General features: G+C 65.6%; 25 protein-coding genes and 2 tRNA genes. 13 read left to right on the forward strand and 14 right to left on the reverse strand.

From position 1 onward, the window contains the following. The first annotated feature begins 119 nt into the window (after positions 1–119). The gene (locus tag HNR01_RS01620) at positions 120–1,622 is read left to right on the forward strand and encodes a Do family serine endopeptidase (RefSeq protein WP_183666219.1); all 1,503 of its coding nucleotides are present in this window, start codon (positions 120–122) and stop codon (positions 1,620–1,622) included. Positions 1,623–1,771: 149 nt separating this feature from the next. Here HNR01_RS01620 and HNR01_RS01625 read toward each other — a convergent pair whose 3' ends face one another. The 11 genes from HNR01_RS01625 to HNR01_RS01675 all read right to left on the reverse strand — a co-directional run bounded on the left by HNR01_RS01625 (position 1,772) and on the right by HNR01_RS01675 (position 10,588). Beyond that, positions 1,772–3,010: an ammonium transporter gene (locus tag HNR01_RS01625; RefSeq protein WP_183666221.1), complete on the reverse strand. Its 1,239-nt coding sequence runs from the start codon at positions 3,008–3,010 to the stop codon at positions 1,772–1,774. Positions 3,011–3,169: 159 nt separating this feature from the next. Continuing rightward, entirely contained in the window at positions 3,170–4,186 is a 1,017-nt protein-coding gene (gene yut, locus HNR01_RS01630) for an urea transporter (protein WP_183666223.1), read from the reverse strand. Positions 4,187–4,201: 15 nt separating this feature from the next. Then, the gene (locus HNR01_RS01635) at positions 4,202–5,137 is read right to left on the reverse strand and encodes an urease accessory protein UreD (protein ID WP_183666225.1); all 936 of its coding nucleotides are present in this window, start codon (positions 5,135–5,137) and stop codon (positions 4,202–4,204) included. A gap of 3 nt (positions 5,138–5,140) precedes the next feature. Continuing rightward, complete coding sequence (gene ureG, locus HNR01_RS01640) at positions 5,141–5,788, reverse strand: urease accessory protein UreG (protein ID WP_017482913.1); 648 nt, start codon at positions 5,786–5,788, stop codon at positions 5,141–5,143. Positions 5,789–5,808: 20 nt separating this feature from the next. After that, positions 5,809–6,489, reverse strand: a complete 681-nt coding sequence (locus HNR01_RS01645) for an urease accessory protein UreF (protein WP_183666227.1) — start codon at positions 6,487–6,489, stop codon at positions 5,809–5,811. A gap of 41 nt (positions 6,490–6,530) precedes the next feature. Continuing rightward, positions 6,531–7,235 (reverse strand): urease accessory protein UreE, encoded by a 705-nt coding sequence (locus HNR01_RS01650; RefSeq protein WP_153876733.1) that lies wholly within the window; start codon positions 7,233–7,235, stop codon positions 6,531–6,533. Positions 7,236–7,258: 23 nt separating this feature from the next. Continuing rightward, a complete protein-coding gene (gene crcB, locus HNR01_RS01655) occupies positions 7,259–7,642 on the reverse strand; it encodes a fluoride efflux transporter CrcB (RefSeq protein ID WP_153876734.1) in 384 nt (127 codons plus the stop codon). A gap of 9 nt (positions 7,643–7,651) precedes the next feature. Then, on the reverse strand, positions 7,652–8,035 hold the full coding sequence (locus tag HNR01_RS01660) for a fluoride efflux transporter FluC (RefSeq protein ID WP_026105301.1): 384 nt from the start codon (positions 8,033–8,035) through the stop codon (positions 7,652–7,654). Positions 8,036–8,096: 61 nt separating this feature from the next. Further along, a complete protein-coding gene (locus HNR01_RS01665; protein WP_183666229.1) occupies positions 8,097–9,815 on the reverse strand; it encodes an urease subunit alpha in 1,719 nt (572 codons plus the stop codon). Positions 9,816–9,850: 35 nt separating this feature from the next. Further along, positions 9,851–10,261: an urease subunit beta gene (locus HNR01_RS01670; protein ID WP_017482919.1), complete on the reverse strand. Its 411-nt coding sequence runs from the start codon at positions 10,259–10,261 to the stop codon at positions 9,851–9,853. 24 nt (positions 10,262–10,285) lie between these two features. Further along, a complete protein-coding gene (locus tag HNR01_RS01675) occupies positions 10,286–10,588 on the reverse strand; it encodes an urease subunit gamma (RefSeq protein ID WP_017482920.1) in 303 nt (100 codons plus the stop codon). 642 nt (positions 10,589–11,230) lie between these two features. On the opposite strand from HNR01_RS01675, the gene HNR01_RS01680 reads away from it, so the two are divergent. The 3 genes from HNR01_RS01680 (at position 11,231) to HNR01_RS01690 (ending at position 15,228) form a co-directional block, all read left to right on the forward strand. After that, complete coding sequence (locus HNR01_RS01680) at positions 11,231–13,345, forward strand: TonB-dependent receptor (protein WP_183666231.1); 2,115 nt, start codon at positions 11,231–11,233, stop codon at positions 13,343–13,345. Continuing rightward, entirely contained in the window at positions 13,342–14,073 is a 732-nt protein-coding gene (locus HNR01_RS01685) for a DUF4198 domain-containing protein (protein ID WP_183666232.1), read from the forward strand. Before HNR01_RS01680 ends, HNR01_RS01685 begins: the two co-directional genes overlap by 4 nt. Before the next feature lie 795 nt (positions 14,074–14,868). After that, positions 14,869–15,228 carry an acid-activated periplasmic chaperone HdeA gene (locus HNR01_RS01690; protein ID WP_183666234.1) on the forward strand — a complete coding sequence of 120 codons (360 nt, stop codon included), beginning with the start codon at positions 14,869–14,871 and terminating at the stop codon, positions 15,226–15,228. Between the two features lie 590 nt (positions 15,229–15,818). On the opposite strand, the gene HNR01_RS01695 is transcribed toward HNR01_RS01690, so the two are convergent. Both HNR01_RS01695 and HNR01_RS01700 read right to left on the reverse strand, forming a co-directional pair. Next, a complete protein-coding gene (locus tag HNR01_RS01695) occupies positions 15,819–16,184 on the reverse strand; it encodes a hypothetical protein (RefSeq protein WP_153876610.1) in 366 nt (121 codons plus the stop codon). Between the two features lie 289 nt (positions 16,185–16,473). Continuing rightward, positions 16,474–16,548: transfer RNA gene (locus HNR01_RS01700), tRNA-Glu, on the reverse strand. A gap of 147 nt (positions 16,549–16,695) precedes the next feature. Between HNR01_RS01700 and rlmB the strand changes: the two genes are divergently transcribed. The 9 genes from rlmB to HNR01_RS01745 all read left to right on the forward strand — a co-directional run bounded on the left by rlmB (position 16,696) and on the right by HNR01_RS01745 (position 25,447). After that, positions 16,696–17,505 carry a 23S rRNA (guanosine(2251)-2'-O)-methyltransferase RlmB gene (rlmB, locus tag HNR01_RS01705; RefSeq protein ID WP_017482925.1) on the forward strand — a complete coding sequence of 270 codons (810 nt, stop codon included), beginning with the start codon at positions 16,696–16,698 and terminating at the stop codon, positions 17,503–17,505. A gap of 336 nt (positions 17,506–17,841) precedes the next feature. After that, positions 17,842–19,551: a 30S ribosomal protein S1 gene (gene rpsA, locus HNR01_RS01710; protein ID WP_017482926.1), complete on the forward strand. Its 1,710-nt coding sequence runs from the start codon at positions 17,842–17,844 to the stop codon at positions 19,549–19,551. A gap of 137 nt (positions 19,552–19,688) precedes the next feature. Beyond that, positions 19,689–20,972: a class I SAM-dependent methyltransferase gene (locus tag HNR01_RS01715; RefSeq protein WP_246417354.1), complete on the forward strand. Its 1,284-nt coding sequence runs from the start codon at positions 19,689–19,691 to the stop codon at positions 20,970–20,972. Positions 20,973–21,303: 331 nt separating this feature from the next. Continuing rightward, the gene (gene sppA / locus HNR01_RS01720; protein ID WP_017482928.1) at positions 21,304–22,272 is read left to right on the forward strand and encodes a signal peptide peptidase SppA; all 969 of its coding nucleotides are present in this window, start codon (positions 21,304–21,306) and stop codon (positions 22,270–22,272) included. A 56-nt stretch (positions 22,273–22,328) separates the two neighbouring features. After that, positions 22,329–22,637 carry an integration host factor subunit beta gene (gene ihfB / locus HNR01_RS01725; RefSeq protein WP_003600667.1) on the forward strand — a complete coding sequence of 103 codons (309 nt, stop codon included), beginning with the start codon at positions 22,329–22,331 and terminating at the stop codon, positions 22,635–22,637. 213 nt (positions 22,638–22,850) lie between these two features. Continuing rightward, positions 22,851–23,216, forward strand: coding sequence for a LapA family protein (locus tag HNR01_RS01730; protein WP_017482929.1), 366 nt, complete (start codon positions 22,851–22,853; stop codon positions 23,214–23,216). Positions 23,217–23,236: 20 nt separating this feature from the next. Beyond that, positions 23,237–23,884 carry a phosphoribosylanthranilate isomerase gene (locus HNR01_RS01735; RefSeq protein WP_183666238.1) on the forward strand — a complete coding sequence of 216 codons (648 nt, stop codon included), beginning with the start codon at positions 23,237–23,239 and terminating at the stop codon, positions 23,882–23,884. Positions 23,885–24,025: 141 nt separating this feature from the next. Continuing rightward, entirely contained in the window at positions 24,026–25,267 is a 1,242-nt protein-coding gene (gene trpB / locus HNR01_RS01740) for a tryptophan synthase subunit beta (RefSeq protein WP_017482931.1), read from the forward strand. A 103-nt stretch (positions 25,268–25,370) separates the two neighbouring features. Next, positions 25,371–25,447 (forward strand) — tRNA-Met (locus HNR01_RS01745). Positions 25,448–25,613: 166 nt separating this feature from the next. Here HNR01_RS01745 and HNR01_RS01750 read toward each other — a convergent pair. Beyond that, on the reverse strand, positions 25,614–26,477 hold the full coding sequence (locus tag HNR01_RS01750) for an alpha/beta fold hydrolase (protein ID WP_183666240.1): 864 nt from the start codon (positions 26,475–26,477) through the stop codon (positions 25,614–25,616). Positions 26,478–26,760: the final 283 nt, after the last annotated feature.

Consider the following 26,760-nt stretch of genomic DNA (forward strand, 5'->3'; position numbering starts at 1 on the left):
ACAATCGGCGAGCGGATGGCACAACCTAGACTTTCGCTCATTGTCCAAGAGTCCGACGTCCGGCTGCATTCCGGCACGTCAGGGCGGCATGCCTCAGTGATCGACCGTTGGAGACCTCCATGACTCTGATCGTCCGCCGCCGTGCCTTCGCCTCTGTCGCCGCGGCCGCCCTCGTCGCAGGCGGCGCCGCCGGCTTCGGCCTGACCGAACCCGCCACGTCCGCCTATGCCCAGGCCCTGCCCAAGACCCCGATCGAGGCGCCCGAGCACCCGCCCGGCTCCTTCGCCAACGTCGTCGACAAGGTGAAGCCCGGCGTCGTCGCCGTGAAGGTGAAGCTCGACAGCGCCCTCGACGACGATGACGACGGCCCCGGCAGCCCGAACATGCAGCAGGTGCCGCCGCAGCTGCGCGAGTTCTTCAAGCGCTTCGGACAAGGTAACGGACAGGGCGGTCGCGGCATGCCGCAGCGCGGCGAGCGCGGCGCGGTCGGCTCGGGCTTCATCATCTCGGCGGACGGCTACGTGGTCACCAACAACCACGTCGTCGACAAGGCCAAGACCGTCCAGGTCACCCTCGACGACAGCCGCACCCTCGACGCCAAGGTGATCGGCAAGGATCCCAAGACCGACATCGCCCTGCTCAAGATCACCGAGAGCGGCAGCTACCCCTACGTCCAGTTCGGCAAGGGTGCGCCGCGCGTCGGCGACTGGGTCGTGGCCATCGGCAACCCGTTCGGCCTCGGCGGTACCGTGACCGCCGGCATCGTCTCGGCCCGCGGCCGCGACATCGGTGCCGGCCCCTACGACGACTTCCTGCAGATCGACGCGCCGATCAACAAGGGCAATTCCGGCGGCCCGACCTTCAACGTCAACGGCGAGGTCGTGGGCGTGAACACGGCGATCGCCTCGCCGTCGGGCGGCTCGGTCGGCCTCGGCTTCGCCATCCCCGCCGAGACCGTGCAGACGGTGGTCGATCAGCTCCGCACCGATGGCAAGGTGGTGCGCGGCTATCTCGGCGTGCAGGTGCAGCCGGTGACCAAGGACATCGCCGAGGGTCTCGGCCTCGACAAGGCGAAGGGCGCCCTGGTCGATCACGCCGAGAACGGGACGCCGGCCGCCAAGGCCGGGCTGAAGCCAGGTGACGTGATCGAGTCGGTCAACGGTGCGCCGGTCAACGATGCCCGCGACCTGTCGCGTCGCATCGCCGGCCTCAAGCCCGGCACCGAGGTGAAGCTCGCCTATCTGCGCAACGGCAAGAGCGACGTGGCCACGGTCGAGCTCGGCACGCTTCCGACCGACGGCAAGGTGGCGAGCCGCGGTGACAGCTCATCGGGCGGTCAGCCGCGCCTCGGCCTGAGCCTCGCTCCGGCGAACGACGTCGGCCTCGGCGACGAGGGCGTGGCGGTGATGGACGTCGATCCGGACGGCCCGGCCGCGGCCAAGGGCATCGCGCAGGGCGACGTGATCTTGGATGTGGCCGGGACCAGCGTGTCGAAGCCCTCGGACGTTCAGGCGCAGATCCGCGCGGCGGAATTGAACGGCCGCAAGGCGGTGCTGATGCGGGTGAAGAGCGCGAGGCGACAGACCCGCTTCGTCGCCGTCGGCCTCAACAAGGAGGGGTGAACCGCTCTAGCATCGCGGCGGGACCCATTGCGGCCCCGCCGACTTTGCGGACGCGCCATCAGGCTGCCAGATCACACCGCCCGCCGGTCCCCCGACCTGTATTGTGGACGCTATGTCCCGCCCTGCCGTGGCCCGCCGTCGCAGCAAGGCTACTTCGGGAGGGTTCGATCCATGTTCCACAGGTTGAAGGCGCGCTCGCCGAGCATCGTGTCGAGACCCTCTTCCTGAAGCTCCTCCGGCACCCGCAGCGTCCCGAAGTGATCGAGACCCTTCAATATGAGGAGGGTGACGACGGAGGCATAGGCGCCAACGACCACGACGGCGAGAAGCTGAACGCCGAATTGCTGAAGACTCGCCGAGACTTGATTGATGTGCGGGCTGGCCAGGAGACCGATGAGCAGGGCACCGGTCAGGCCGCCGACGCCGTGAGCCCGCCAGACCTCCAGCGTGTCGTCGATCTTCAGCCATCTCTGGACGTGCTTCGCATAGTAGCAAGCCGTCGCGCCGATTGCGCCGATTGCCAGGGCGGCGATGGGCTCGACATAGCCGGAGGCCGGCGTGATCGTCGCCAGCCCCGCCACCGCTCCGACGAGGACGCCGGAGAAGGACGGCTGCTTGGTCTCGCGCCACTCCCAGAACATCCACACCAGCATGGCGATGGAGCCTGCGAGCATGGTGTTGGTGAAGGCATAGGCCGCCAGGGCATCCGCCGCGTAGGCACCGCCGGCGTTGAAGCCGAACCAGCCGAACCAGAGCAGACCCGCGCCCAGCGCGACCAGGGGAAGGCTGGCAGGCGCGGATTCGGACTCGCCCGCCGCCACCCTCCTCTTGCCGAGAAACTTCGCCGTCGCCAGCGCCGAAAAACCAGCGGAGGTGTGGATGACGATGCCCCCGGCGAAATCGACGACGCCCAACTTGGCCAGGAACCCCCCGCCCCAGACCCAGTGGGCGGCGGGCACATAGACGAGGATGGTCCAGGCCGTGATGAAAAGCAGGTAGGCGCCGAACCGAAAACGCCCGACGAAGGCGCCCGTCATCAGGGCCGGTGTGATGATGGCGAACATCATCTGGTAGGCAAAGACCATGATGAAGGGGACATTCGGAGCATAGACGGGATTGGGTTCAATGCCGACCTCGTACATGCCGAAGTAGAAGGCGAAATCACCGATTGTGCCGCCGATATCCGGTCCGAAAGCGAGGCTGAAGCCTCCGAACACCCAGACCACGCCGACTACACCGATGCAGACGAAGTTCTGGATCATGACGGAGAGCACGTCGCGCTGTTTGACGAGACCGCCGTAGAAGAGAGCCAGGGCCGGCGTCATCATGAGCACCAGCGCGGTGCAGATGAGGATGAAGGCCGTATCGCCGGCATTGATGCTTGGCATAGCATGCTCCTTGGTCTGTGGACCTCGAACGAGGGACGTGATGGCCTTCGCGCGGCGCAGTGGGCTCGGCTCGCGACCGGGACAAGGCTGTTCGATCGAAACGGGATCGATGCCGTGCGTGCGTTCGGGGCGTCCGAAAGGGGACGCTCCGAGACGCCGTCACCGCGAGGAACCGGCCGCAGAGACCGGCGTCGTGTCCCGGTCATCGATCATGGGATCGGCGACGGGTCCGTGCGGATGGGGTGCCATCAACTTCTTCGGCGCGATGAAGAGGTACATCGTCAGGACGTAGGGGGCCGTGAAGGACGGGATCCCCGCCGGCGCGACCATGACGTCGAGCGCGCCCTGGACGAAGACGGTCACCACGGTTGCCAGGCCGGCATAGACGGCCACCCGTGGCGAGGGCGTCAGGAAGATGACGCCGACGGCCATTGCCGTCAGAACCGGGCTGAAACCGTAGAGGCCCTTGCCCACGGCCGACGGATCGGCACCGAGCGTGATCGCGACGATCAGGCTGAGCAGGGACCCCGCAGCCGCGGCAATCCCGGCCGGGATGGATGCGATCAGGACACCGATCAGGATGATGGCGCCACTGACGGCGCTGCCGAGGAGATAGACCTGCGCGATGTTGCGAAAAAAAATCGCGACGAGCTCCATCGGCGCCGGAATGTCGAGGGTGTGCGAGGTCGCGTCGCTGGCGAGCTTGGGGACATCGCCCATCACATGCAGACCGCCGAAGGAATAGGCGGCGGCGACCATGAGCCAGCCAGTCAGTACGAACGGTCCGGTCGAGCCGGGAATGCCCCATTTACCGGTCAGAGTCGCGCTGAAGGCGGCGGTGAAGACCGTGCTCGCTGCCGCGCCGATGACGATCGCGGCCCACAATTGCGGTGAGGCGGCGATGAAGGTCGGAAGCGCAGCACCGACGAGAACGCCATTGAATCCGTAGAGACCGGAGGAGACAGACGGCTCGTCGCATTCGAGAAGGCGCGCGGTCAGTGTCGCGACGCCAACGCCGATCGCCGCCCCGATCGTGGTGGCCCAGACGCCGCTGACCGCGGAGGCATAAGCCATCGCGGCGAAGAACAGCACGCCCGTCAGGGCATTCTCCATGAAGAAGACTTGGCTCGTACCGCGCAGCGACTGGACGAGGAAATTGCTCTGCCCGCGTGGCATCGGTCCGATCCTTCCTCAGCGCCAGTAGGATTCGGTGGGAAGGGAGCGGCCGCGCACCTCCTCGCGCACGATGCGCCAGAACCGGCGAACCTCGTTGCGCACGTCGTAGGTCTCCACACCCACCGCGCGCAGCATCAACCCGGCGGCGTTGGGCAGGCGGCTCACGCCGGACGCCGCGCGCGGTGCCTCCGACGGGAAATGGCTCTCGAAGCGCTCCTTGATGCGCGTCGCCGTCCCCGGGGGAGTGACGCAGAGAATGTTGGCGAAGGCGTCGAATCCCTGCATCACCGCGGCGAAGGCGATGGTCGGATCGCCTTTCTCGATCAGGGTCTTCTCACCGAACAGCTTGCGCCCGTCGGGACGCCGCACGGTCACGTCCATCGACAGCAGGTCGAAGCCGAACCGCTCCTCGACATGGTGATGCTTGCGGCCGGCAAGCACCATCTCTCCGTAGAGCAGGGTGGCATCCGCCGCGACGATGAGGTCGGAGCGCGCGATGAAGCGCGACCCGCGATAGGGAATGGTGAAATCCGGCAGATACTCGAGATAGCCGCCGGCCCCGACGATCACCATCTGATGCTGCGAGGCGTAGTTCGCGTCCATGCAGTGGATGCGGTTGGCGCCCTGCGTGGAGATATGCGCACAGGCGCCTTCCTCCAGGGTGATGTCGATCGTGTAGCAATCCCCCTGCAGGATGCCTCCACCGACCGAGATGATCGGGCAGACCGGCAATTCCGGCATCGCCTCGTCCCAGTAGAGCGCCTGCTGCACCAGCAGCGGGGCGACCCGGTAGAGATCGTGGAGAACGGAGCGGCCGTCGCGCATGGCGAAGCCGAGCCGCAGACGGCCGACTTTGCCGGGCGCAGCCGCCCGCATCTGTGCCGGTTCCGTCTGGAAGCCGCGCAGCTCGCGCGCCGCGTCGAGTACGCCAAGTGCGGCGGGCAGGGTCATGACTCAGGCGCTCGCCGCAAGCGGGCGGTTCGTCTTCACATCGAACAGCGCCATGTCGAGGATGAGGGCGAGAAGCGCGTCGACGCCTTCGCCGGTCTTGCAATTGGTGAAGAGGAACGGCTTCTTGCCGCGCATGATCTTGGAATCACGCGCCATGACCTCGAGGCTCGCACCGACATAGGGGGCGAGATCCTTCTTGTTGATGACGAGAATGTCGGACTGGCAGACTCCGGCGCCGTTCTTGCGGGGTATCTTGTCACCGGCGGCGACGTCGATCACGTAGATGTAGAAGTCAGCCAGCGCCGGGCTGAAGGTGAGCGTGAGGTTGTCGCCGCCGGATTCGATCAGGATCACGTCGCTGTCGGGATATTTGTCCTCGAGCTCCTCGACCGCAGCGATATTCATCGACGGATCTTCGCGGACTGCCGTATGCGGGCAGGCTCCGGTCTCGACGCCGACGATCTTTTCCTCGATCAGCACGCCGTTGAGGGTACGGCGCACCTGCTTGGCATCTTCCGTGGTGACGACGTCGTTGGTGATGATAAGCGGCTTGATACCCCGCTCGATCAAGCGCGGCGTGATGGTCTCGATGACAGCAGTCTTGCCCGAGCCGACCGGGCCGCCGATGCCGATACGAGTGATCTTCTTCATCTCGGTTTCCTTTGCCGCACTCAATTCATGAACAGGCGGACATGGACCGTGGTGTGATGGGCGACGAGCACCTCGAAGACCGGCGCGAAAGCCGCCATTTCATTAAGGGCGAGGTCGCGCACGGCGAGGTACTCGTCCTCGACGCGGCCCTGCGCGGCGAACAGGATGCGCTGGGTCTCGAAATGGTCGATCCGCATCAGCCGGAGCGCGGCGCTCAGGATCATCGAGGCCATGCCGTACTGGTGGACGACGAAGGCTTCCGTCTCGTCCGCGCCGAGACCCGCGAGGGTGATCGCCTGTCCGATCGGCAGACAGCCCGGTGTCGCATCCGACCGAATATCCGCGAGCCAGCGCTCCAGCATCGGCGAGGGGCTGACCCGGAGCGCCAACTCGGCGAGCTTCTTGCCCATCCGCGTCAGCATCATCTGCTGCTCCTCGCCGACGCGGCGACAGAGCAACTCCCGGTCGGCGGTGACGACGCCGGAATAGTCCTCCGCCAGGGCGGCGCGATGGGCGTGCAGCAGTGCGACGCCATCCACCCGGGCGTTCTGATGCAGGACGAATTCGACGAAGCGCGACAGGCCGTCGGCGTCGGTGACGATCCCCGTCTGCAACGCGGATTCGAGCCCGTTGGAGAAGGCAAAGGAGCCGATCGGCAGCGTCGAATCCGAGAATTGCAGCAGGCGCGCGAGATGAGCCATGCCGCGCGGCGCCGGGAGGGCCCTCGGCTCAGCGTGCCGCATCACGCCACCGAACCGTGACGATGATGATGCCCGTGCGCTTGATCATGCGCGTGCCGATGACCGTGCGCAGGAGCGTGGGGGCCATGATCGTGGGGGCCATGATCGTGGGACGTCTCGGCCCGCGGATCGTCCGCGGGCTCCGTGCCGTGACCGCCGTGATGGTGATGCGGAGTGGCGTCGGCACCCGCGAAGAGAAGTCGGACCTCCTTCGCATCGAGCTTCGCCGCGACCTCCTCGCCCGGAACGAAGCGGGTTCTTACATGCGCGAAGGCGTGCGTGCGCATGACCGAGGCCATGACCTTCTGATCGACCGAGAGCGGCACGTAGACCGTCGATCCCTTGATGACCGCCGGCCAGTGCTGATTGCCGAGGCCGTGCCCGAGTTCGAAGCAGACGCGCAGGATTTCGTGCGGGGCGAGGCGCTCCAATCCCTCCAGCTCGATCACCAGCACGTCCCTGAGGGCGATCCGGGCGACGACGATGAGCCGCTGCGCCGCGTCGTAGTGGAGCACGTCGCCGTCGTGCAGGTGCTCGGCGCGCGGCAGCGAGACCGCCAGCTCAATGCCGCTCTCGCTGGCCTTGCGCAGACGGCTCTTGGGCGCCTCCCATTGCTCCAGCACCAGCGGATCGACCCGCCCCTGCCGCGCGCGCTCCTGCCAGACCGGATCGCTGAGGTGACCGAGCTTGTGTTCGACGAGGATCATTCGTCTCTCCCAACGGATCGCGCTCAGGCGCGTCGCAGGCGTTTCCCGAATTCGATTCCGAGTCGGATCGCGGCGTAGCCGACGGTCAGGCTGGACAGGCCGTAGAGGACCGCGAGGCCGGCTTGCCCCGGTGCCATCGCCTCGGACAGGAGGCCGTAGGCGAAGCTCGAGAAGGTCGACATCCCGCCGCAGAAGCCGGTGCCCACCAGAAGCATGAACTCGTCCGAGACGTGGCCGGCGCGGTGAAGGCCGAAGGCGGCGCCGAGGCAGAACGAGGCGACGACGTTGGCGGTGAAGATGTCGAGCGGAAAGGCACCATTCTGCTGCGGGATCAGCAGCATCAGCAATTCCCGCGTGATCGCGCCGAACCCGCCGCCGATGAAGACGAAGACGGTCTGCGCCCCCATGACAACCGCCTACGCTCGTGCCAGGGCGACGCCCGCCGCAGCGGCGCAGAGGCCGACGCCGACCGACGCGACGAGGTACAGGGCGGCAAGTCCATGGCGGTTCTCCATCGCCATCTGCGCCGCGTCGAGCTGCATCGAGCTGAACGTCGTGTAGCCGCCGAGAAAGCCCGTCAGCACGAGCGACGACACCACGTCGCCGTGTCGGTGCTGCCATCCGAGAGCCAGAGCGGCGGAGAGATAGGCAATCGCGAAGGCGCCGCTGACATTGACGAGGAAGGTGCCGTACTTGAAGCGTGCGGGGATCGCGCGATCGATGAAGCCGCCGAGCCCCCAGCGCAGGAGCGAGCCGGCTCCGCCGCCGAGACATACCCAGATGATGTCGATCGGTCTCATCAGCGCGTGCACCGGTTGTGACGCCGGCAACGGGAGACATCTCCCGCTGCACGACGGGAGGTCAGCTGAAGAAGTGAAGCTGAGCGAGCGGGAGATGGGTGGCCGGCTCGATCGTGGCGTGCTTGCCGTCGACCGTCACCGCGAAGGTCTCCGGATTGACCTCGATGACCGGGAGGCGGTCGTTCCGGACCATCGACGCCTTGGTGATGGTGCGCGTGCCGTAGACCGGCACGACCTTGGACGTCAGTTCGTATCGATCCGCGATGCCAGCCTCGTATGCGGCATGGGACGTGAACGTCACGCGCGTCTTCGCCACCGCCTGACCCAGACCGCCGAACATCGGGCGATAGACCACCGGCTGCGGTGTCGGCAGCGAGGCGTTGGGATCGCCCATGATGGCCCACGAGATCATGCCGCCCTTGATGACCATCTTCGGCTTGGCGCCGAAGAAGGCCGGTTCCCACAGGACGAGATCTGCCATCTTGCCGACTTCGACCGATCCGATCACGTGCGAGACGCCCGCGGTGATGGCGGGATTGATCGTCACCTTGGCGACGAAGCGCAGTACCCGCTGATTGTCGTTGCCGGAGCCATCGCCCGGATAGGCGCCGAGCCGGGCCTTCATCAGGTGGGCCGTCTGCATGGTGCGCGCCCAGTTCTCACCGACGCGGCCCATCGCCTGGCTGTCGCTGGACAGGATCGAGATCGCGCCGAGATCGTGCAGGACGTTTTCCGCCGCGATCGTCTCGGCGCGCACGCGGCTCTCGGCGAAGGCGACGTCGGTGGGGATCTTCGGGCTGAGATTGTGGCAGACCATCACCATGTCGAACAACTCGGCCTGCGAATTGATGCCGTAGGGCATGGTCGGGTTGGTCGAGCTGGGGAGGACGTTGGCGATGCCCGCGACGCGGATGATGTCCGGCGCGTGGCCGCCGCCGGCCCCTTCCGTGTGGTAGGTGTGGATCGTGCGCCCTTCAAAGGCGGCGATGGTGCTCTCGACGAAGCCCGCTTCGTTCAAGGTGTCGGTGTGGATGCAGACCTGGATGTCGTGGTCGTCCGCGACGGTCAGGGCCATGCGGATCGCCGCCGGCGTGCTGCCCCAGTCCTCGTGGACCTTGAGACCCACCGCGCCGGCCCGGATCTGCTCGTCGATCGGCAGCGGGGCCGAGCAGTTACCCTTGCCGTGCACGCCCGCATTGACCGGCCAAGCATCGAAGGAGCGGAGCATCATCTCGATGTTCCACGTGCCCGGCGTAATGGTCGTTCCGTTGGTGCCGTCGGTCGGCCCGATGCCGCCACCGAACAGCGTCGTCACGCCGTTGCTGAGGGCGGCCTGCGCCTGCTGGGGCGAGACGAAGTGGACATGCGCGTCGATGCCGCCCGCGGTGAGGATCAGGTGTTCGCCGGAAATGGCGTCGGTTCCCGGGCCGAGCGCAAGGCCCCGCGTCACGCCCGGCATGGTGGCCGGATTGCCGGCCTTGCCGATCCCGACGATCAGGCCGTCCTTGATGCCAAGATCGGCCTTGATGACGCCGAGCACCGCATCGACGATCGTGACATTGGTGATGACCAGATCCGGCGCGCCCGCCGCGCTGGTCAACTCGTTGTCGTAACCCATGCCATCTCGCAGCGTCTTGCCGCCCCCATAGACCGCTTCCTCACCGTAAACCCGAAGATCTTTCTCAATCTCGATGTAGAGGTCCGTATCGGCGAGTCTGACCTTGTCGCCGGTCGTCGGTCCGTACAAATCCGAGTATTGTCGCCGCGAGATCTTGTTCATCCCAGCGCTCCAGATTCGGCCATCGAGGGGGCAGGTTACGGCTTGTTCTTGAACCCGAAGCGGTTCACGCGATCGAGCGCGTCGGCCAAGCGTGGACGGTAATCGTCGTAGGATTCGTCGCCGACCCAGCCGTTGACGAGGCCGTTGAAACCGAGCACCCGCTGCTTGCCCTGAAATGGAACCAGCGAGACCTCCTTCTCATCGCCCGGCTCGAACCGCAGAGCGGTCGTTGCCGGAATATTGAGCCGCTTTCCGAAGGCTTGCTGACGATCGAATTCAAGCGACGCATTCACCTCGAAGAAGTGGTAGTGCGATCCGACCTGGATCGGCCTGTCGCCCGTATTTCTGACTTTGATCGATGTCGTCGGATATCCCGCATTGATTTCTATATCGCCAGATCCGAAAATGATGCCGCCGACCGGGGTCTTTTTCTGGGCAGGACTCATCGCTGCACCTCCATACATCCTGACTTACTTGATGGGAGTATGCACGGTGATGAGGCGTGAGCCGTCCGTGAACACCGCTTCGACCTGAACGTAGGGAATCATTTCCGCGACACCGTCCATGACGTCGTCGCGTGTGATGGTTTTGCCCGCGAGTTCCATCACCTCTTCCACCGTCTTGCCGGCGCGAGCACCTTCCAGAGCGGCGACGGAGATGAGGGAGACAGTTTCCGGATGGTTGAGCTTGAGTCCCTGGTCTCGACGGCGCTGTGCAACCTGGGCAAGCATATAGATCAGCAGCTTGTCGGTCTCGCGCTGAGTGAAATGCATGAGCGTTTTCCCGAGCGAATACGGTCCGCCGCAGCGGCCATGTTATTGGCACCCAGAGAATATCTTGCCTTCAACCCATAGCAGCATTTCAATCTGCGTGGCTAGTCCCGATTGAATATCAATGATTACTTCATCAAAAGACTTTTTCGCTCATAAGTTGTTGTGATGATAGAGAATTCACGCTCAGCTTGGGAGCCGCCGAACAACGTGGCCGCCCTCACCACCGAACTTTTTCCGAGACATCGAGGGGGAATCGTCAGCGAATCGCGACGCTTGAGTTGCACAAGCCGGCCTCTCAGCATCGGTTCGTTCGATGTTGGAACGAGTCATCTGGCAACAGGCACCGCCGCTCATTGGGCGGGCCCGGCTCGTCAGCCATTCACTCGAAGATCTTTCTTGGCCGAAGACTGAAAGAGCTGGGCGAGTGGCTCAGCCAACCACGCACATCCGAAATCGACGCCCCGGAGGAGGCAATCGCGAGGAGGGATTTGCCGTTCAAACCTGCGGCCGGTACGATCGCGACGTTTGCGAAAGCCTGCTCGTTCTGCCGAAAAAAACACGAGTATGCAAAATTATCAGCTTGTGCATACTCATAATTTGAAGTTTAGTAGACGCCGAATCATCTATCGCCTGGGTTGCGTGATGACGCCGCTTCTGACGCGCCTGCTCGCATCGGCCAGCGTTCTCGGCGCGACGACGATTTCCGGCCATGCGATCGACACGATCGCGGTCGAGCTGGAGGAATTGCAGGTCACGGCGCAGGGCGGATCGACGGCTTCCGCTGCGACGGTCGCGGCACCGAGCTCGGATCCAAAGACCCGGCTCTCGCCCTCGGCTCTGGCCCTTCCCGCGAACAGCACGGTGATCGATGCGGCGGAGATCGCCCGCCTGCCCGTGCAAAGCTACGGCGACCTCTTTCGTCCCGTGGCAGGCTTCGATGTCTCGAATTACGGTCAAGGCGGCGTCGGATACGGCATCGCCCTGCGCGGTTTCAGCGATGCCGAGCACGGCCGCGACGTGGCGGTCTTCATCGACGGGGTGCCGGTCAACGAGGTCTCCTCGATCCACACCCCGAACTACGTCGATCTCAATCCTCTGATCCCGGAGACCATCCGCTCGATCAGCATTGTGCGCGGCCCGTTCTCCGTCGAGGCGGGCGACGCCAATCTCGGCGGCTCGATCTTCATCGAGACCAAGCAAGCCGAGCCCTTCTCGACGCTCGGCGTCTCGGGCGGCTCCTTCGATACGGTTCGGGGTCTCACCACCTTCAGTCAGCTCGGGCCGGGGATCCAGCCCTTCCTCGCCTACGAAGGCTACGGCACCGGCGGCTATCGCGAGAACGGCGACCTCGGGCGCTACAACGCCTTCAACAAGGTCACCATCCCGCTCGATCTCGGCTCCAGACTGTCGCTGAGGGTGCAGGCCTACGGCACGCGCTTCGGGCAGCCCGGCTACCTGGAGCGCGACCTCGTCCGCGCCGGCCTCGTTTCACCGCGCGCCGCGACCAATGTCACCGATGGCGGCGGCAAGACCTTGCAGACCTTCGTAGCCAACTACGTCAACGGGCCGCCCGACGACGAGCTGTCGGCGCTTCTCTACGCCAGCCACGACGTGTTCAGCCGCTTCTCGGATTTCGGTGCCGGCCAGCGCGGGCAGGTCGAGGAGCGGGAGACCGTCGGCGGGCGCATCCGCAAGGTCTGGACGACGAACCTGTTCGACGCCCTGCCGACCCAGATCCTCGTCGGCGGTGATTGGCGCACGGACGCGCTCGATGTGAACACCGGCCCCACGGTCGCGCGCAGCTTCACTGCGCGCAGTCTCGACCTCGATATCCTGCAGCACAACCTCGCCGCCTATGCACAGGTCCAGGTCAAGCCGGTGCCCTGGCTCAAGCTAACCGGCGGCGCCCGCTTCGACCAGTTCTTCTACGACGTCCGCAACAACCTCGACCCAGCGCTCTCGCCCAAGGTCAGCCCCAACGTGGTCTCCCCCAAAGGTGGCGCGGCGCTCACGCCCGTCGACTGGCTGGAGCTGTTCGCCAATTTCGGCCAAGGCTTCCGCAGTCCGTCCGCATCGAGCGAATTGACGGGCAATCCCCGTCTGGTCCCGCTTACGATCGAGAGCACGGAAGGCGGCGGCCGGCTCGTGTTCGAGCGGTTCAGCCTCCTCGGCACGGTGTTCTTCACCGACATCGCCAACGAGGTGTTTCAGCCCGCACCCGGGCTGCCCGTACAGAATCTGGGCAAGTCCCGCCGCGACGGCTTCGAGATCGAGGCGAGAATGCTGGCGTATCGTGAAGGTCTCGACCGCGTAGCGCTGTTCGCCAATTACTCGGGCGTGTCCGCGCGACTGCTCAACGGCGTACCGTCGGTCTTCATTCCGAACGTACCGGCCTACCTCGCAACGGTCGGCGCCGAATTCGACATCGGAGCACCGGCTGCCCTGGCGCCCGGCGGGCGCCTGACAGGAGCGGCCTACCTGTCCTTCATCGGCGCCAAGCCGTTGACCGAAGATGGTGTCTTGCGGTCCTCGCCCTATCCGCGGCTCAGCGGCCGGATCGCCTACGTCCACCCGAGCGGCTGGACGACCTACGGGCAGGCTACTTGGTATCCCGGCGATCGCACCAGCGAGAGCATCTTCAACTTCGGCTCGCCGGTCTCCGCCGTGGCCGCCGAGATCTTCACCAGCCCTCAGCCGCGCCTGACGCTGCTGGCCGGGCTCACCTACGGCTTTGCAACAGGAGCACCGCCCCGATGAAACCAACCGCCCTCCTCGCCGCCCTTCTCGCGCTCACCGCCCCGGCCGCCGCCCACGACCTCTGGCTCGACCCGACCGGCAGCGGCGTGCAGGTGCTCTACGGGCATCCCCACGAGCCGGAACTGCCGAGCGCGGGCAAGCTGATGAGCCTGACCGCCTACGAGCCCGCCGGCGCGGTGGCGCTGAAGGCCAGGCTGGAGGCCGGCCCGGCCCCGACCCTGAGCGCCGCCCATCGCGGCGACGCGCTGTTCGCGGCTGCTTACGACAACGGCTACTGGGTGCGCCTGCCCGACGGCAGCTACCGCAATGCCAGCAAGCGGATGCTGCCGCAGGCCGACAAGAGCCTGTGGTCGGTGAAGTTCGCCAAGGCGGTGTCCGGCCCGGCGGCGGCGTGGGGGACGGTGGTCGGCCAGACGCTGGAGATCGTTCCGCTGGAGGCGCCGACCTCGGCCTCGGGCCAGATCCGGGTGCGGGTGCTGTTCGAGGGCCGTCCGCTCGACGGTGCCAGCGTGGTCGCCACCGACGGGGTGAGCTTCAAGAGCGAGGCGGATCAGGCCCGTGCGACGACGGACGGCTCGGGCGTGGCGGTGGTGCCGCTGCGCCGCGCCGGCCCGCAGGTGCTTGGTGTCAGCCACCGCGTCACCCCCTCGCAGACCCCGGCCCTCGCCGATGCGGATAGCTACGGTGCGACGCTCGCCTTCACGGTCATTGATCCGAAGACCAATTAAGCGCAATCCTCGCTGACGCTCGGGCGGCATCGGCCCTCGAAGCCGTCGCCGTTTGATGCTGCTGCGCACGCACGACTGACGGCGCTTCGAGGCGCGCTCGATCGGATCGCGGGCAGAGGACGAGCGGATGTTGGCCGTGGAGGCGGCATGCCCCGCCAGAGATCAGACGGCCGCGGCGGCGGAGAGGCGCAGGACCGATCGCGCGACATTGCCGCCACCAGCCATCCTCCGGTTCAAAGCCGCCACGATGTCGCATCCGGTTGCACAGAAAAAAGTCCGACCTCTCCTCACCGGTCGGTCGGAACGAAGAGATTGACGAATGTCGGCTTGCCGGCACGCAAGGAAAAGTATCGCGGGCAACGCAAGGCTAGCATCCGCTTGGTTGTCTCGGTCTGCATCACCGATTTGGCCGCAGCTAAGAAGCGATTCAGCGCAAACCGCATCTTTTAAGTTGCAAATTTTTGGAACAACCCTTCTTGGAGACCGTTCATGCTGTAATCGGGGCGCCTAAATTCAAGACGCACCCGATCGCATGAACGATGCCTGAATACGAACCTCTGTCATCTTCAGGTCGGTTCGTGAAAACCGACCGGAGTTATTCTGCCCCGTCGGCTCGGAAGACCGAATCTCCAAGCTGCATCGAAAACTGGACGATAATTATCTCAAACCGATGAGACCGGCGGCAAGCCGGCTGAGAGCCGGTACTGGGTCGTTGAACCGACTTCCGGGATTTCGAAGCGTTTGCCTCGAACAAAATCCAGACAAATTCATGAAAACGAACCGATGGAGTCCATCATGCGCACAGGATACCTGTCGTCTCATCTGCTGACTGCCGCTGCAATCGCTCTCTCTGTTAGCGTCGCTCACGCTGAAACTGCCAGCGGGAAGAGTTCCGATACGAAATCGGGAAAGCTATCCGGCAAGATGCTCGACAAGGTCACGTGCGAAGAATTCAACGGTCTCGACGAAACATTCAAACCGAAAGTCATCGCATGGGCTGCCGGGTACAGGCAGGGCCAGAAGAAACCGGATGCAGTGGCGATCGATATAGACGGAATAGAGAAGGTGACACCCTTTGTTGCGGAAAAGTGCAGGAAGGCGCCGTCCGCGTCGCTATGGTCAAAGATCGACGGAGAAATGAAGAAAATATTTTAGACATTCGCGCTGGCATCATCGGATCGTCCGATTTACGGGCGATTTTACGGCATCAAGCTTTATCATGTTCATCACGAATCGCTTTTCGGCTGCAGTTGGCAGCACATCTAGCAGTCACTCGAAGCTATTTCGCCAAGATGTTATTATAGTATTGCAGCAGAACGATTAAAATCAAGCGCGACATCCAGGCGCCGTGTCGGTCGCAAACTCCGATGGAGATCCGTGCATGCTGAAGCGATTGATCATCATCACCGCGGCACTGGCTACGAGCACGGCGTCCATCGCACAGCCGTTTCCACCACCACCTCCGCCCGGTCCCCCGCCGCCCCCACCGTTGGTTTTTCCTCCGCCGCCGCCGCCACCTCCGCCACTGGCATTGCCACCTCCACCTCCGCCTCCGCCGCCACCTCCGCCGCCTCCGCCCCCCTGACCGGTCCGAAACATCAGCGCTTCGAAGAGGGACACGATCCGGAGCGGACATTCCCGCTGCGTGTCATCGCCACTCGGAGGCACATCCTGAGTTGACGAAGTGGCAGGTGTCGTCGTCGGGACCGACGAGACCGAAAACCTGTCCGGCGGCGGCATGCAGCTCAGACAGTCTTGAGCCCGTTGTTGCTGATGACGGACTTGAGCGCTGAGACGAGTTGCTTGGCGGGATTGGAATCGGGGCTGGTCAGCAGCAGGAACAAGCGATGGGTGCCGACGGTCCGGCTGTCGGCGCGGAAGGCTTCGCTCTCCTGGCGGCCGAGGCTGTCCGGGACGACGACGTCGCGGGTCCCAGCGTCGGCGTGAAGCCATAGAGACAGCCAGACCGGCAGCCGCCCGTGAACCTCATCGCCATCACAATTCGGCACGAGCTCACCGGCGATCGGCGGCACCCGCATCGCATCGCGACCGTAGGGATCGTGGCCTATGCAGCCGATTTCGCGGTCACGGCGGCGACGCGGCGTCAGCATGCGCCGGAGCGTCCTCCCACCGTCGATTGACATGTGCCCGCCAGCCGTTCCGGTTAGGGGAAGAGGCAGGCACGGTCACGACATTGCCGATGCGACACGATGCGATCGCTGCGCGACGACATCACGCCGGCGAAATCCCCTTCCGCGAGGCTTGGCTGCAGTCGTTCGTCACCGAGGCGAGATCGGTGACAGTGTCTTCCGCAGCGTCGATGACAAAGCCAACCGGACATCACCGATAGCCGGCGGCAACGCTGCGGCCGATCCAGGTGTTCGCAGTTCTGCACGGGATTGGCGCGCCCTGCGGGAATCGAACCCGCCTTTTCAGCGTGAAAGGCTGACGTCCTAACCGATAGACGAAGGGCGCTGTCCGACGGCGCCCGGTCTATAGTCGGGTTCGTAGCCGACGGCAACGGCCTTGCCGCATGATTCCGCCGCTTGACGCGGAGGGGTCCCATCGGTTTCTCGATCAACCGACACGCCGCCACCGTTTCTTGTCTCGAAAGACCAGCCCATGACCCCGCCGCGCGACCGCCCGGCCAAGCCGTACGGCTTCCGGCCCCGCCCGCGAACGCAGCAGCCGCCGGGACCGATGGCCCGCGAGGGGAGGGACCATGTCGTCCTGTATGGCTGGCACCCGGTGTCGCAGGCTCTGTCCAATGCCGGCCGTCACTTCCATCGGCTGCTTGCGACCGAGAACGCGCTGGCCCGCTTGAACGAGGCCGGGGTCGCGCTGCCGATCGAGCCCGAGATCGTCCGCCCGAGCGCCATCGACCGACTGCTCGGCCCGGACGCCGTGCATCAAGGCCTCTACGCGGAAGCCGAGCCGCTCACGGCGCCCGCGCTCGACGCGATGCCGGACGACGCGTTGCTGCTCGCCCTGGACCAGATCACCGACCCGCATAACGTGGGGGCCATCGTCCGCACTGCGGCGGCCTTCGGAGTCACCGCGATCGTCACGACGGCGCGCCACTCGCCCAACGCCACCGGTGTTCTGGCGAAATCCGCCTCCGGCGGCCTGGAACATGTGCCCCTCGTAATCGTGCGCAATCTCGCCGAGGCGCTGATCACGCTCGGCGAACGCGGCTTCACCCGGATCGGCCTCGATTCCGACGCCGGCACCTCGCTCGACGCCGTCGGTCCGCGCCGGCCGGCCGTGCTCGTGCTCGGTGCCGAGGGCAAGGGCCTGCGCCAGCGCACGACCGAGTGCTGCGACCTGCTCGTGCGCATCGACGCGACCGGCGCGATCCGCAGCCTCAACGTCTCGAACGCGGCCGCGATCACGCTCTATGCCCTGACCCGCTCCGTCGGGACGCCGGGCTGAGAGCGGGAGCCTTCGCGCGACACCGGTGCGGGCGATCTGACTGGCGCAGCTCGAACGCCTCGATCGCAAGATCTTGCAGGACGTTGCGTCGTCGACGCGGATCCGGTATCGCTCGCACCGATTTCCTCATCGGTACCGTCAGGATCCGGGCGTCCATGCTCGGCGGTCGCATCGCCGGGGAAATCGGCCCTCGACCATCGCTTTAAGCATGCGTCGGCCCTCCGAGAGGAGGCGAGCCCGACCGGATCGTCCATCCGGCGGGCGGCGGTGACGGGGGCAATTCGCAACACGAGCCGCCGACGCGGCCTCACGAAATGAGGCCATTCAGGAGAAAGAATGTCTGCTGGTCTGAACGCAAGCTCTGCGGCCCGCGAGGATTTCGCGGCCCTGCTCGAGGAATCTTTCCTCCAGCACGAGATCACCGAGGGTTCGGTCGTCAAGGGCACCGTCGTCGGCATCGAGAAGGATGTCGCCGTCATCGACATCGGTGCCAAGACTGAGGGGCGTGTCCCCCTCAAGGAATTCACCGGCCCGGGCCGCGAGGGCGAGCTCAAGGTCGGCGATGAGGTCGAAGTCTACGTCGACCGCATCGAGAACGCGCTGGGCGAGGCCGTCATCTCGCGCGACAAGGCGCGCCGCGAGGAGAGCTGGGTCAAGCTCGAGAAGGCCTTCGAGGCCAACGAGCGCGTGACCGGCACGATCTTCAACCAAGTCAAGGGCGGCTACACCGTCGACCTCGACGGCGCCGTGGCGTTCCTGCCGCGCTCGCAGGTCGACATCCGCCCGGTGCGCGACGTGACCCCGCTGCTCGGCACGCCCCAGCCGTTCCAGATCCTCAAGATGGATCGCCGCCGCGGCAACATCGTCGTGTCGCGCCGCACCGTGCTCGAGGAGAGCCGCGCCGAGCAGCGCTCGGAGCTGGTGGCCAACCTTGAGGAAGGTCAGGTCATCGACGGCGTCGTCAAGAACATCACCGAGTACGGCGCCTTCGTCGATCTCGGCGGCATCGACGGCCTCTTGCACGTCACCGACATGGCGTGGCGCCGCGTGAACCACCCGTCCGAGGTCGTGACCATCGGCCAGACGGTGAAGGTCAAGATCATCAAGATCAACCACGAGACGCACCGCATCTCGCTCGGCATCAAGCAGCTGCTCGCCGATCCGTGGGAGGGCATCGCCGCCCGTTACCCCGAGGGCGCCAAGCTCAAGGGCCGCGTGACCAACATCACCGATTACGGCGCCTTCGTGGAGCTGGAGCCGGGGATCGAGGGCCTGATCCACGTCTCCGAGATGAGCTGGACCAAGAAGAACGTCCATCCGGGCAAGATCGTCTCCACCTCCCAGGAGGTCGAGGTGCAGATCCTGGAGGTCGATTCGGTCAAGCGCCGCATCTCGCTCGGCCTCAAGCAGACCCTGCAGAACCCGTGGGAGGCCTTCGCCGAGAAGCACCCGGTCGGTTCCGAGGTCGAGGGCGAGGTCAAGAACAAGACCGAGTTCGGCCTGTTCATCGGTCTCGAGGGCGATGTCGACGGCATGGTTCACCTGTCGGATCTCGACTGGAACCGTCCCGGCGAGCAGGTCATCGAGGAGTTCAAGAAGGGCGACATGGTGCGCGCCCAGGTTCTCGACGTCGACGTCGAGAAGGAGCGCATCTCGCTCGGCGTGAAGCAGCTCGGCGGCGATCCCTTCGCGGAAGCCGGCGAGATCAAGAAGGGTCAGGTCGTCACCTGCGAGGTCGTCGAGGTGAAGGATTCCGGCCTGGAGGTGAAGCTCGTCGACACCGACATGCAGACCTTCATCCGTCGCGCCGAACTCGCCCGTGACCGTGGCGACCAGCGTCCCGAGCGTTTCGCCGCCGGCGAGAAGTTCGATGCCCGCGTCATCCAGTTCGACCGCAAGGCCCGCCGCGTGCAGGTCTCGATCAAGGCGCTGGAAGTCGCAGAGGAGCGCGAGGCGATGGCCCAGTTCGGCTCGGCCGATTCCGGTGCCTCGCTCGGCGACATCCTGGGCGCTGCCTTCAACAAGAAGAAGGGCGACGAGGAGTAATCCTCGGTCTCCCTCGAAGCGATGCCTCGGGGCCGGCTCTGCCGGCCCCGAACTTTTGTGGGTTCCGTTTTTCGAAGCATCTTGAGGCGAGCGCGATGGCAGACCGCCTCCCGGGCCTGGGTGCCGGCCTGAGATGGTTGAAGAGGAAACGCGGCGACGGCTTTGTCGAACCGCTTCCGGGCGATTTTGCCCCCGGGCTGTATCTCGATCTGAACGCCGACGTGGCGATGGCGATCGAGGCCGGTCATATCGCCTCCGCGGAAGAGCATTACCGCTTGTTCGGCCGCCGCGAAGGCCGGCCCTACCGGGTGCCGGCCGCGGGCACGGAACTCGGCGGCGGGATCGCCGGGCCGTGGACCTATCGCTATCCCTATCGCGCCTGCCCGGACCTGCCGCCGGTCGCATTCGCACCGCCCCGGCCCGGTCCCGAGGACGAGACGATCGCGCGCCGGCTCATCGCCGCTTGGCGGTCCGGTGCCGGACGCTCGCCGGCACAGGCGGACAACGAGGGCATGTGGGCGGCCCGGGCTCAAGGATTTTCGGCATTCCATAGCGCGCTACGGACCGGGGACGCCGCGATGCTGGCCGATCTCCTCAACAATCTGTTCCAGTCCCATCTCGCGCACGGCATCGCCATGGGGCGGACGATGGCGACGCTGGCGCGACAGGCGCCGACGCCATTTTCCGCGAGCTGGTGCGACCGGCTTCTGAGGCTGTCTGAGGCTCTCGGCCTCGCCCATGTCCGCTCACCGGAGCAGGGCGACTACACAGCTCCTCTGGCCGGCGCCCTGGTCCAGCAGATCGAACCGGGCCGCCTCGAAGCCGAACTGGGCTTTCCCCTAGTGTTTCCCGATGTCGGAGCGCCGTTCGGCGTGCGCTACGGCGCCGGCATCCTGCCCGAGCACGCCTTCAGCCATGCCTACGCCGCGTGGCGAATCGGGCGACTGGGGGATTTTGGAAGCGTGGTGGAGATCGGCGGCGGCTTCGGCGGCCTCGCATGGTTCCTGCGGCGGCCGTGCCGACGCTACACGATCCTCGATCTGCCCTTCACCAACGTCCTTCAGGGCTGGTTCCTGCTGAAGGCGGGCCTCGACCTGTCGCTGGCCGGCGAACCCGAGGCGGCGATCCGCGTCCTGCCCTGGTGGGACATCGAGCGGGACGAGAGTTACGATCTGGCCATCAACCAGGATTCGATTCCCGAGATGCCGCCGGAGACGGCGGCCATGTACATCGCGCGAATTCGTACCATCGCTCCGATGTTCTACTCGATCAATCAGGAGGCGGCGGCGCCGAACACCGACGACTTCCGACAGGTCGTCGTCCCCGACCTCATCGCGCAAGACGGCGGTTATCGGAGATTGAACCGGCAGCTCTTCTGGATGCGCGACGGCTACGTCGAGGAAGTCTACGCTCGGCGTTGAACCCGCGCCGGTCTGAGCACATCGCTTTCGACGATGGTGGATCCCGGTCGTAGCCGCGCGAACGGAACAGGCTCTTGCCCGTCCGCCTCGGGCAGCGTTAAACACGAGCCGGACTCGGCAGTCGCAATCGAATCCAAGCCCATCAAGGACTTGGCCGACATCCGGATCGATCAGCGACGCTGGTGCCGGGATACTCTGCCGGATCGCCTCGCTGCGGCGAGGCGGGCAGATCCACGGATCAATCAGGGCTGCGCTCCGGCTGGGCGCAACCTGCACGATCCCAACAGAACAACGGTCGGCAGGGACCGCTTGGAGAGGAGTTGATCGTCGGATGGCCGCAGACGCCGAGTTTCTCATCGACCGCCGCCGTTTGCGCCGCAAGCTGACGCTGTGGCGCATGCTCGGCATCGGGGCCGCCATCATCGCCGTCGGCGCGGTGGGCTATCGCGCGCGGGTCGGCGACGGCCGCTTCTTCCCGGCCACGGAGAAGCAGATCGCCCGTATCTCGATCGGCGGGTTCATCGCCGGCAGCGAATCGACCCGCAAGCTGATCGAGCGCGTCGGCAAGGCGGATGCCGTCGAGGGGGTGGTGATCTCGATCTCCTCGCCCGGTGGCACGACCACAGGCTCCGAGGAGCTCTACCGTAACCTGCGCGCGCTTGCCGCGAAGAAGCCGATGGTCGCCTTCGTCGACGGCACCGCCGCATCCGGTGCCTACATCACCGCGATCGCCGCCGACCATATCGTTGCCCGCGAGACCGCGCTGGTCGGCTCGATTGGTGTGCTGTTCCAGTACCCGGACGTCTCCGGCCTGCTCGACAAGGTCGGCGTCAAGGTCGAGTCCGTGAAATCCTCGCCGCTGAAGGCGGAGCCCTCGGGCTTCAGCCCAACCTCTCCCGAGGCCCGCGCGGCCTTGTCCTCGATCGTGCTCGACACCTACGGCTGGTTCAAGGGCTTGGTGGCGGAGCGCCGTGGCATGGACGACAGCCAGCTGTCGGTCGTGGCAGACGGGCGCGTCTTCAGCGGTCGCCAAAGCCTGCCGCTGAAGCTCGTCGATGAACTCGGCGGCGAGCGCCAGGCCGTAGCGTGGCTGGAGAAGGAGAGGAAGGTGCCTGCGAACCTTCCGGTGAAGGATTGGAAGCCGAAGGCCGAGGGCGGGTTCAAGCTGTGGTCGGCCCTCGGGATCGGCGCGGACCTACTCGGGCTCGATGGGCTCGCCAACCGCCTCCGTGCGGTCGAGGACGAGGCTGCCGGCGTCGCCCATGGCGGGCTTCTCGCTGTCTGGCGCCCGGCTCCCTGAGGTTTCGCGCCCTGTCGCGCCCTGTCGCGCCCGCCCCGCATTCGGAAGAGAGCCGCATGATCAAGTCGGAACTCGTGCTCAAGATTGCTGAGCAGAATCCCCACCTCTACCAGCGCGACGTCGAGACTCTCGTCAACGCGATCCTGGACACCATCGCCGATGCCCTGGCCCAGGGGGATCGGGTGGAACTGCGCGGTTTCGGTGCCTTCTCGGTCAAGCGCCGCGAGGCCCGCCGCGGTCGCAATCCCCGCACCGGCGAGTCGGTGGCGGTGTCGGAGAAGGCGATTCCGGTTTTCAAGACGGGCAAGGAGATGCGTCTGCGCCTCAATCGAGCCGGCATCGGCGACGAGCAGCCGAGCGCCTGATCGCGTCGATCGAAATTTTCGTCCCGGCGGTGGCCGATTGGTTCGGCAGCCGCCGTGACGCTTCGTTCGATGTCCGCTGCGCTGAGCCGCCATCCCCATCGTTGACTTGCGCTCTAGTTCTGCGGTCTGAGCTGCGAAAGGCGCCCGCTCGAAAGCCACGCGGCACCGAGCGGGGTCGGCCGAGGCTCCTGCCATCCGTCGGAGATCCGTTGTATGATCCGTTTTCTGAAGGCGCTGGTTCTGCTGCCGATCGCGGTGGTGATCGTCCTGCTCGCGGTCGCCAATCGTGAGGCCGTGACGCTCTCCTTCGATCCGTTCTCGCCCGAGCCGGTGTTCAGTCTGGTCCTGCCGCTCTACGCCGTGCTGTTCGGTGCGGTGGCGCTCGGCATCCTGGTCGGCGGCATCGGCAGCTGGCTCGGCCAAGCCGGAACGCGGCAGCGCGCGCGCTATCATCGCCGCGAGGCCGATCGCCTCGCCAAGGAGGCGGCGGAGTTGAAGACCTTCGGCACGCCGGGATTCGAGCCGGGCTACGCTGGAGCCGGCACCCGTACCGCGCTGCCGGCTCCGGCGGCGCGCTGAAGTCGCGGAGCCCCCCATCGATGACCGAGGTGCGCGTCAAGATCTGCGGCCTCAGCGGCGAGGAGACGCTCGACGCGGCGCTCGATGCGGGTGCGGACCTCGTCGGCTTCGTTCATTTCCTTAAGAGTCCGCGCCACGTGAGCCTGGACAAGGGCCGCCGCCTTGCGCAGCGGGCGCGAGGGAGGGCGGAGCGTGTCGTGCTTCTGGTCGATCCCGACGACACCCTCCTCGCAGCCGCCGTTGAGGCGCTCGATCCGGACTGGATTCAGCTTCACGGCGGAGAATCGCCGCAGCGCATCGCCGAGATCCGCGCACGGACCGGACGGCCCGTCATGAAGGCCGTCGGCGTCGCCGCTGCCCACGATCTCATCGCGCTTCCGGATTACGCGGCCGTGGCCGACCGGCTCCTGCTCGACGCCAAGCCGCCCTTGGGCGCAGATCTGCCCGGCGGCAACGGACGCAGCTTCGATTGGGATATCCTGAAAGGGGTCGTGCTGACTTCGGGCACGATGCTGTCCGGCGGCCTCGATGCCGACAACGTCGAAGAGGCCCTGGCGCGCACGGGGCTCGCCGCTGTCGACGTCTCGTCGGGCGTCGAGGTTCGTCCGGGCGAAAAGGATCCGGCCAAGATCGTGGCCTTCGTCGCCGCCGCTCGTCGCCGGCGCTGATCATCGCCGTCGAGGCCCGCTTCCCGCCGCATCGCCCTGCGGAGACGTTCCGACGCGTTTGTCCGGCTGTGCCGCATTGCGGCCGCCGTCCCATGGGTCTAGCACGCGAGCCAACGATCGATTTCGCGAAGGACCGTCCCCGTGACGCTGAACCCCGCTCCCAATTCCTTCCGCACCGGGCCGGACGAGCGCGGCCGCTTCGGCATCTTCGGCGGCCGCTTCGTGGCCGAGACGCTGATGCCGCTGATCCTCGACCTTGAGAAGGCTTACGCCGATGCCAAGGCCGACCCGTCGTTCAAGGCGGATATGGAGTCCTACGGCACTCACTATATCGGGCGGCCGAGCCCGCTCTATTACGCCGAACGCCTGACCGAGCACCTGCGCGCTCAGGCGCCTGCAGGGCAGGGGGCGAAGATCTACTTCAAGCGCGAGGAGTTGAACCACACCGGTTCGCACAAGGTCAACAACGTGCTCGGCCAGATCCTGCTGGCCCGCCGCATGGGCAAGCCGCGGATCATCGCCGAGACGGGTGCGGGTCAGCACGGGGTCGCCACGGCGACCCTCTGTGCCCGCTTCGGGCTGAAATGCGTGGTCTACATGGGCGCGGTCGATGTCGAGCGGCAGGCGCCGAACGTGTTCCGCATGAAGATGCTGGGCGCCGAGGTGGTGCCCGTGCAATCGGGCACGCGCACCCTCAAGGACGCCATGAACGAGGCCCTGCGCGACTGGGTGACGAACGTCGCTGACACCTTCTACTGTATCGGGACGGTGGCCGGACCTCACCCCTATCCGGCGATGGTGCGCGATTTCCAGTCGGTCATCGGCATCGAGACGAAGAAACAGATGCTGGAGATGGAGGGCCGCCTGCCGGACTCGCTCGTCGCCTGCATCGGCGGCGGTTCGAACGCCATGGGGCTGTTCCATCCTTTCCTCGACGATCGCGAGGTGGAGATCTACGGCGTCGAGGCCGCGGGTCACGGCGTACAGAGTGGCCTCCACGCCGCCTCGCTCACCGGCGGGAAGCCGGGCGTGCTGCATGGCAATCGGACCTACCTCCTGATGAACGAGGATGGCCAGATCGCCGACGCGCACTCGATCTCCGCGGGCCTCGATTACCCGGGTATCGGCCCCGAGCACGCGTGGCTGCACGAGATGGGCCGTGTCACTTACCTGTCGGCGACCGATTCGGAGACGCTGGAGGCGTTCAAGCTCTGCTCGATGCTCGAAGGCATCATCCCGGCCCTGGAGCCCGCCCACGCGCTGTCGAAGGTGCTGGAACTCGCGCCCGCCAAGCCGGCCGACCACCTGATGGTGATGAATCTGTCCGGACGCGGCGACAAGGACATTCCGCAGGTCGCCCAGATCTTCGGTCAGACGCTCTGAGCGGGAGAATGGGCTCGGGGACCGCAACAGACCGTTGACACCGCCACGCCCTTCTCCATATACCGCGCCCACCGGACGACGCCTCGGCGCCGTCCGCGAGTGTGGCGGGGTAGCTCAGCTGGTTAGAGCAGAGGAATCATAATCCTTGTGTCGGGGGTTCAAATCCCTCCCTCGCTACCAACTACTTCAGTGACTTAGCTCAAAATTTTACTCCGGCGTGTGAACCGTCTTCGAGGTGAGTTGCACCGGAGGCTTGTCGGCCGATCGCGATGGGGATCTACGAACCCGCGATCTGTGTGCTCTGTTCCATTCTGCCTCGGTTGCCGGTCGGTTCGGACCTCCCGCTTTAGCCTTTGGCGATCTTCCGACCGAGAAAATCGCGCATCAGCCGCGCGACCTCCGCGTGGTGCGTCTCCAATGCGAAGTGACCTGTGTCGAGGAAATGCACCTCGGCTTCGGGCAGGTCACGCCGGTAGGCCTCTGCACCGGGCGGAATGAAGAAGGGATCGTTGCGTCCCCAGACAGCCAGCAACGGCGGTCTGTGCGCCCGAAAGTAGGCCTGGAACGCGGGATAGAGCGCTACATTCGTGCGGTAGCTCAGGATCAGATCCAGCTGGATCTCCTGCGCCTCGGCCCGGCGCATGTAGTGCATGTCGAGGATCATTCCATCGGGCGAGACGAGGCCGGCAGGGGCACCGTGTTCGTACTGGACGTGGATGGCCGCGTCCGACAGCGAGCCGCGGCAGGCCTCGCGGTTCTCCGGGCTGGGATCGCGCCAGTAGGCCTGCCACGGCTCCCATTCGCTGCTTAGCCCCTCAATGTAGGCGTTGCCGTTTTGGGTGATGATGGCGCTGACGCGCTCCGGGTGACGCATCGCGAGGCGCAAACCCGTCGGCGCACCGTAGTCGAAGATGTAGAGCGAGTAGCGGGTCAGTCCCATCGCGTCGACGAATCCCTCGAGCACCTCGGCGAGACGGTCGAAGGTGTAGGCGAACGCTGCGCGCCCCGGCGCGACCGTGTTGCCGAAGCCGGGCAGGTCGGGTGCGACGACCCGATAGCGATCCGCGAGGAGCGGGATCAGGTCGCGGAACATGTGACTTGCCGTCGGAAAGCCGTGCAGCAGGAGGATGACGGGCGCGTCCTGCGGACCGGCCTCCCGATAGAACATCTCGACATCGCCGACCTTCCGAGTCGCGTAATGGACAAACATCCTGATCTCCCCTCCATTCCGCCGGGCGCAAGCATCGGGCGCTGCGGACAGAGGACAGGCAGCGTCGGCACCGGGCCGATCCTGAGCCCCAACTTGAGCGCCGCGATCAGGCGGCAACGCTCCGATCCGTCTTCGACCGATTTCGTTGCTGCTGCGCGCCGGACTGCGTTGCGGAACAGGTAGCACTCCACGCGATTTGCAATAATACCGGTTACTTGCAAGATCCTGTTTCAGGATTTGCAATAGTGTATCCTCTCGACGCCGCAGACCTGTTCGTTGCCGT

The sequence above is a fragment of the Methylorubrum rhodesianum genome, assembly GCF_014199985.1.
GTDB lineage: Bacteria > Pseudomonadota > Alphaproteobacteria > Rhizobiales > Beijerinckiaceae > Methylobacterium > Methylobacterium rhodesianum.

Excerpts from the sequence above, each read along its gene's own strand:
- HNR01_RS01620 (WP_183666219.1), top strand. The coding sequence starts at position 120 with ATGACTCTGATCGTCCGCCGCCGTGCCTTCGCCTCTGTCGCCGCGGCC.
- HNR01_RS01625 (WP_183666221.1), bottom strand. The coding sequence starts at position 3,010 with ATGCCAAGCATCAATGCCGGCGATACGGCCTTCATCCTCATCTGCACC.
- yut (WP_183666223.1), bottom strand. The coding sequence starts at position 4,186 with ATGCCACGCGGGCAGAGCAATTTCCTCGTCCAGTCGCTGCGCGGTACG.
- HNR01_RS01635 (WP_183666225.1), bottom strand. The coding sequence starts at position 5,137 with ATGACCCTGCCCGCCGCACTTGGCGTACTCGACGCGGCGCGCGAGCTG.
- ureG (WP_017482913.1), bottom strand. The coding sequence starts at position 5,788 with ATGAAGAAGATCACTCGTATCGGCATCGGCGGCCCGGTCGGCTCGGGC.
- HNR01_RS01645 (WP_183666227.1), bottom strand. The coding sequence starts at position 6,489 with ATGGCTCATCTCGCGCGCCTGCTGCAATTCTCGGATTCGACGCTGCCG.
- HNR01_RS01650 (WP_153876733.1), bottom strand. The coding sequence starts at position 7,235 with ATGATCCTCGTCGAACACAAGCTCGGTCACCTCAGCGATCCGGTCTGG.
- crcB (WP_153876734.1), bottom strand. The coding sequence starts at position 7,642 with ATGGGGGCGCAGACCGTCTTCGTCTTCATCGGCGGCGGGTTCGGCGCG.
- HNR01_RS01660 (WP_026105301.1), bottom strand. The coding sequence starts at position 8,035 with ATGAGACCGATCGACATCATCTGGGTATGTCTCGGCGGCGGAGCCGGC.
- HNR01_RS01665 (WP_183666229.1), bottom strand. The coding sequence starts at position 9,815 with ATGAACAAGATCTCGCGGCGACAATACTCGGATTTGTACGGACCGACG.
- HNR01_RS01670 (WP_017482919.1), bottom strand. The coding sequence starts at position 10,261 with ATGAGTCCTGCCCAGAAAAAGACCCCGGTCGGCGGCATCATTTTCGGA.
- HNR01_RS01675 (WP_017482920.1), bottom strand. The coding sequence starts at position 10,588 with ATGCATTTCACTCAGCGCGAGACCGACAAGCTGCTGATCTATATGCTT.
- HNR01_RS01680 (WP_183666231.1), top strand. The coding sequence starts at position 11,231 with ATGACGCCGCTTCTGACGCGCCTGCTCGCATCGGCCAGCGTTCTCGGC.
- HNR01_RS01685 (WP_183666232.1), top strand. The coding sequence starts at position 13,342 with ATGAAACCAACCGCCCTCCTCGCCGCCCTTCTCGCGCTCACCGCCCCG.
- HNR01_RS01690 (WP_183666234.1), top strand. The coding sequence starts at position 14,869 with ATGCGCACAGGATACCTGTCGTCTCATCTGCTGACTGCCGCTGCAATC.
- HNR01_RS01695 (WP_153876610.1), bottom strand. The coding sequence starts at position 16,184 with ATGCTGACGCCGCGTCGCCGCCGTGACCGCGAAATCGGCTGCATAGGC.
- rlmB (WP_017482925.1), top strand. The coding sequence starts at position 16,696 with ATGACCCCGCCGCGCGACCGCCCGGCCAAGCCGTACGGCTTCCGGCCC.
- rpsA (WP_017482926.1), top strand. The coding sequence starts at position 17,842 with ATGTCTGCTGGTCTGAACGCAAGCTCTGCGGCCCGCGAGGATTTCGCG.
- sppA (WP_017482928.1), top strand. The coding sequence starts at position 21,304 with ATGGCCGCAGACGCCGAGTTTCTCATCGACCGCCGCCGTTTGCGCCGC.
- ihfB (WP_003600667.1), top strand. The coding sequence starts at position 22,329 with ATGATCAAGTCGGAACTCGTGCTCAAGATTGCTGAGCAGAATCCCCAC.
- HNR01_RS01730 (WP_017482929.1), top strand. The coding sequence starts at position 22,851 with ATGATCCGTTTTCTGAAGGCGCTGGTTCTGCTGCCGATCGCGGTGGTG.
- HNR01_RS01735 (WP_183666238.1), top strand. The coding sequence starts at position 23,237 with ATGACCGAGGTGCGCGTCAAGATCTGCGGCCTCAGCGGCGAGGAGACG.
- HNR01_RS01750 (WP_183666240.1), bottom strand. The coding sequence starts at position 26,477 with ATGTTTGTCCATTACGCGACTCGGAAGGTCGGCGATGTCGAGATGTTC.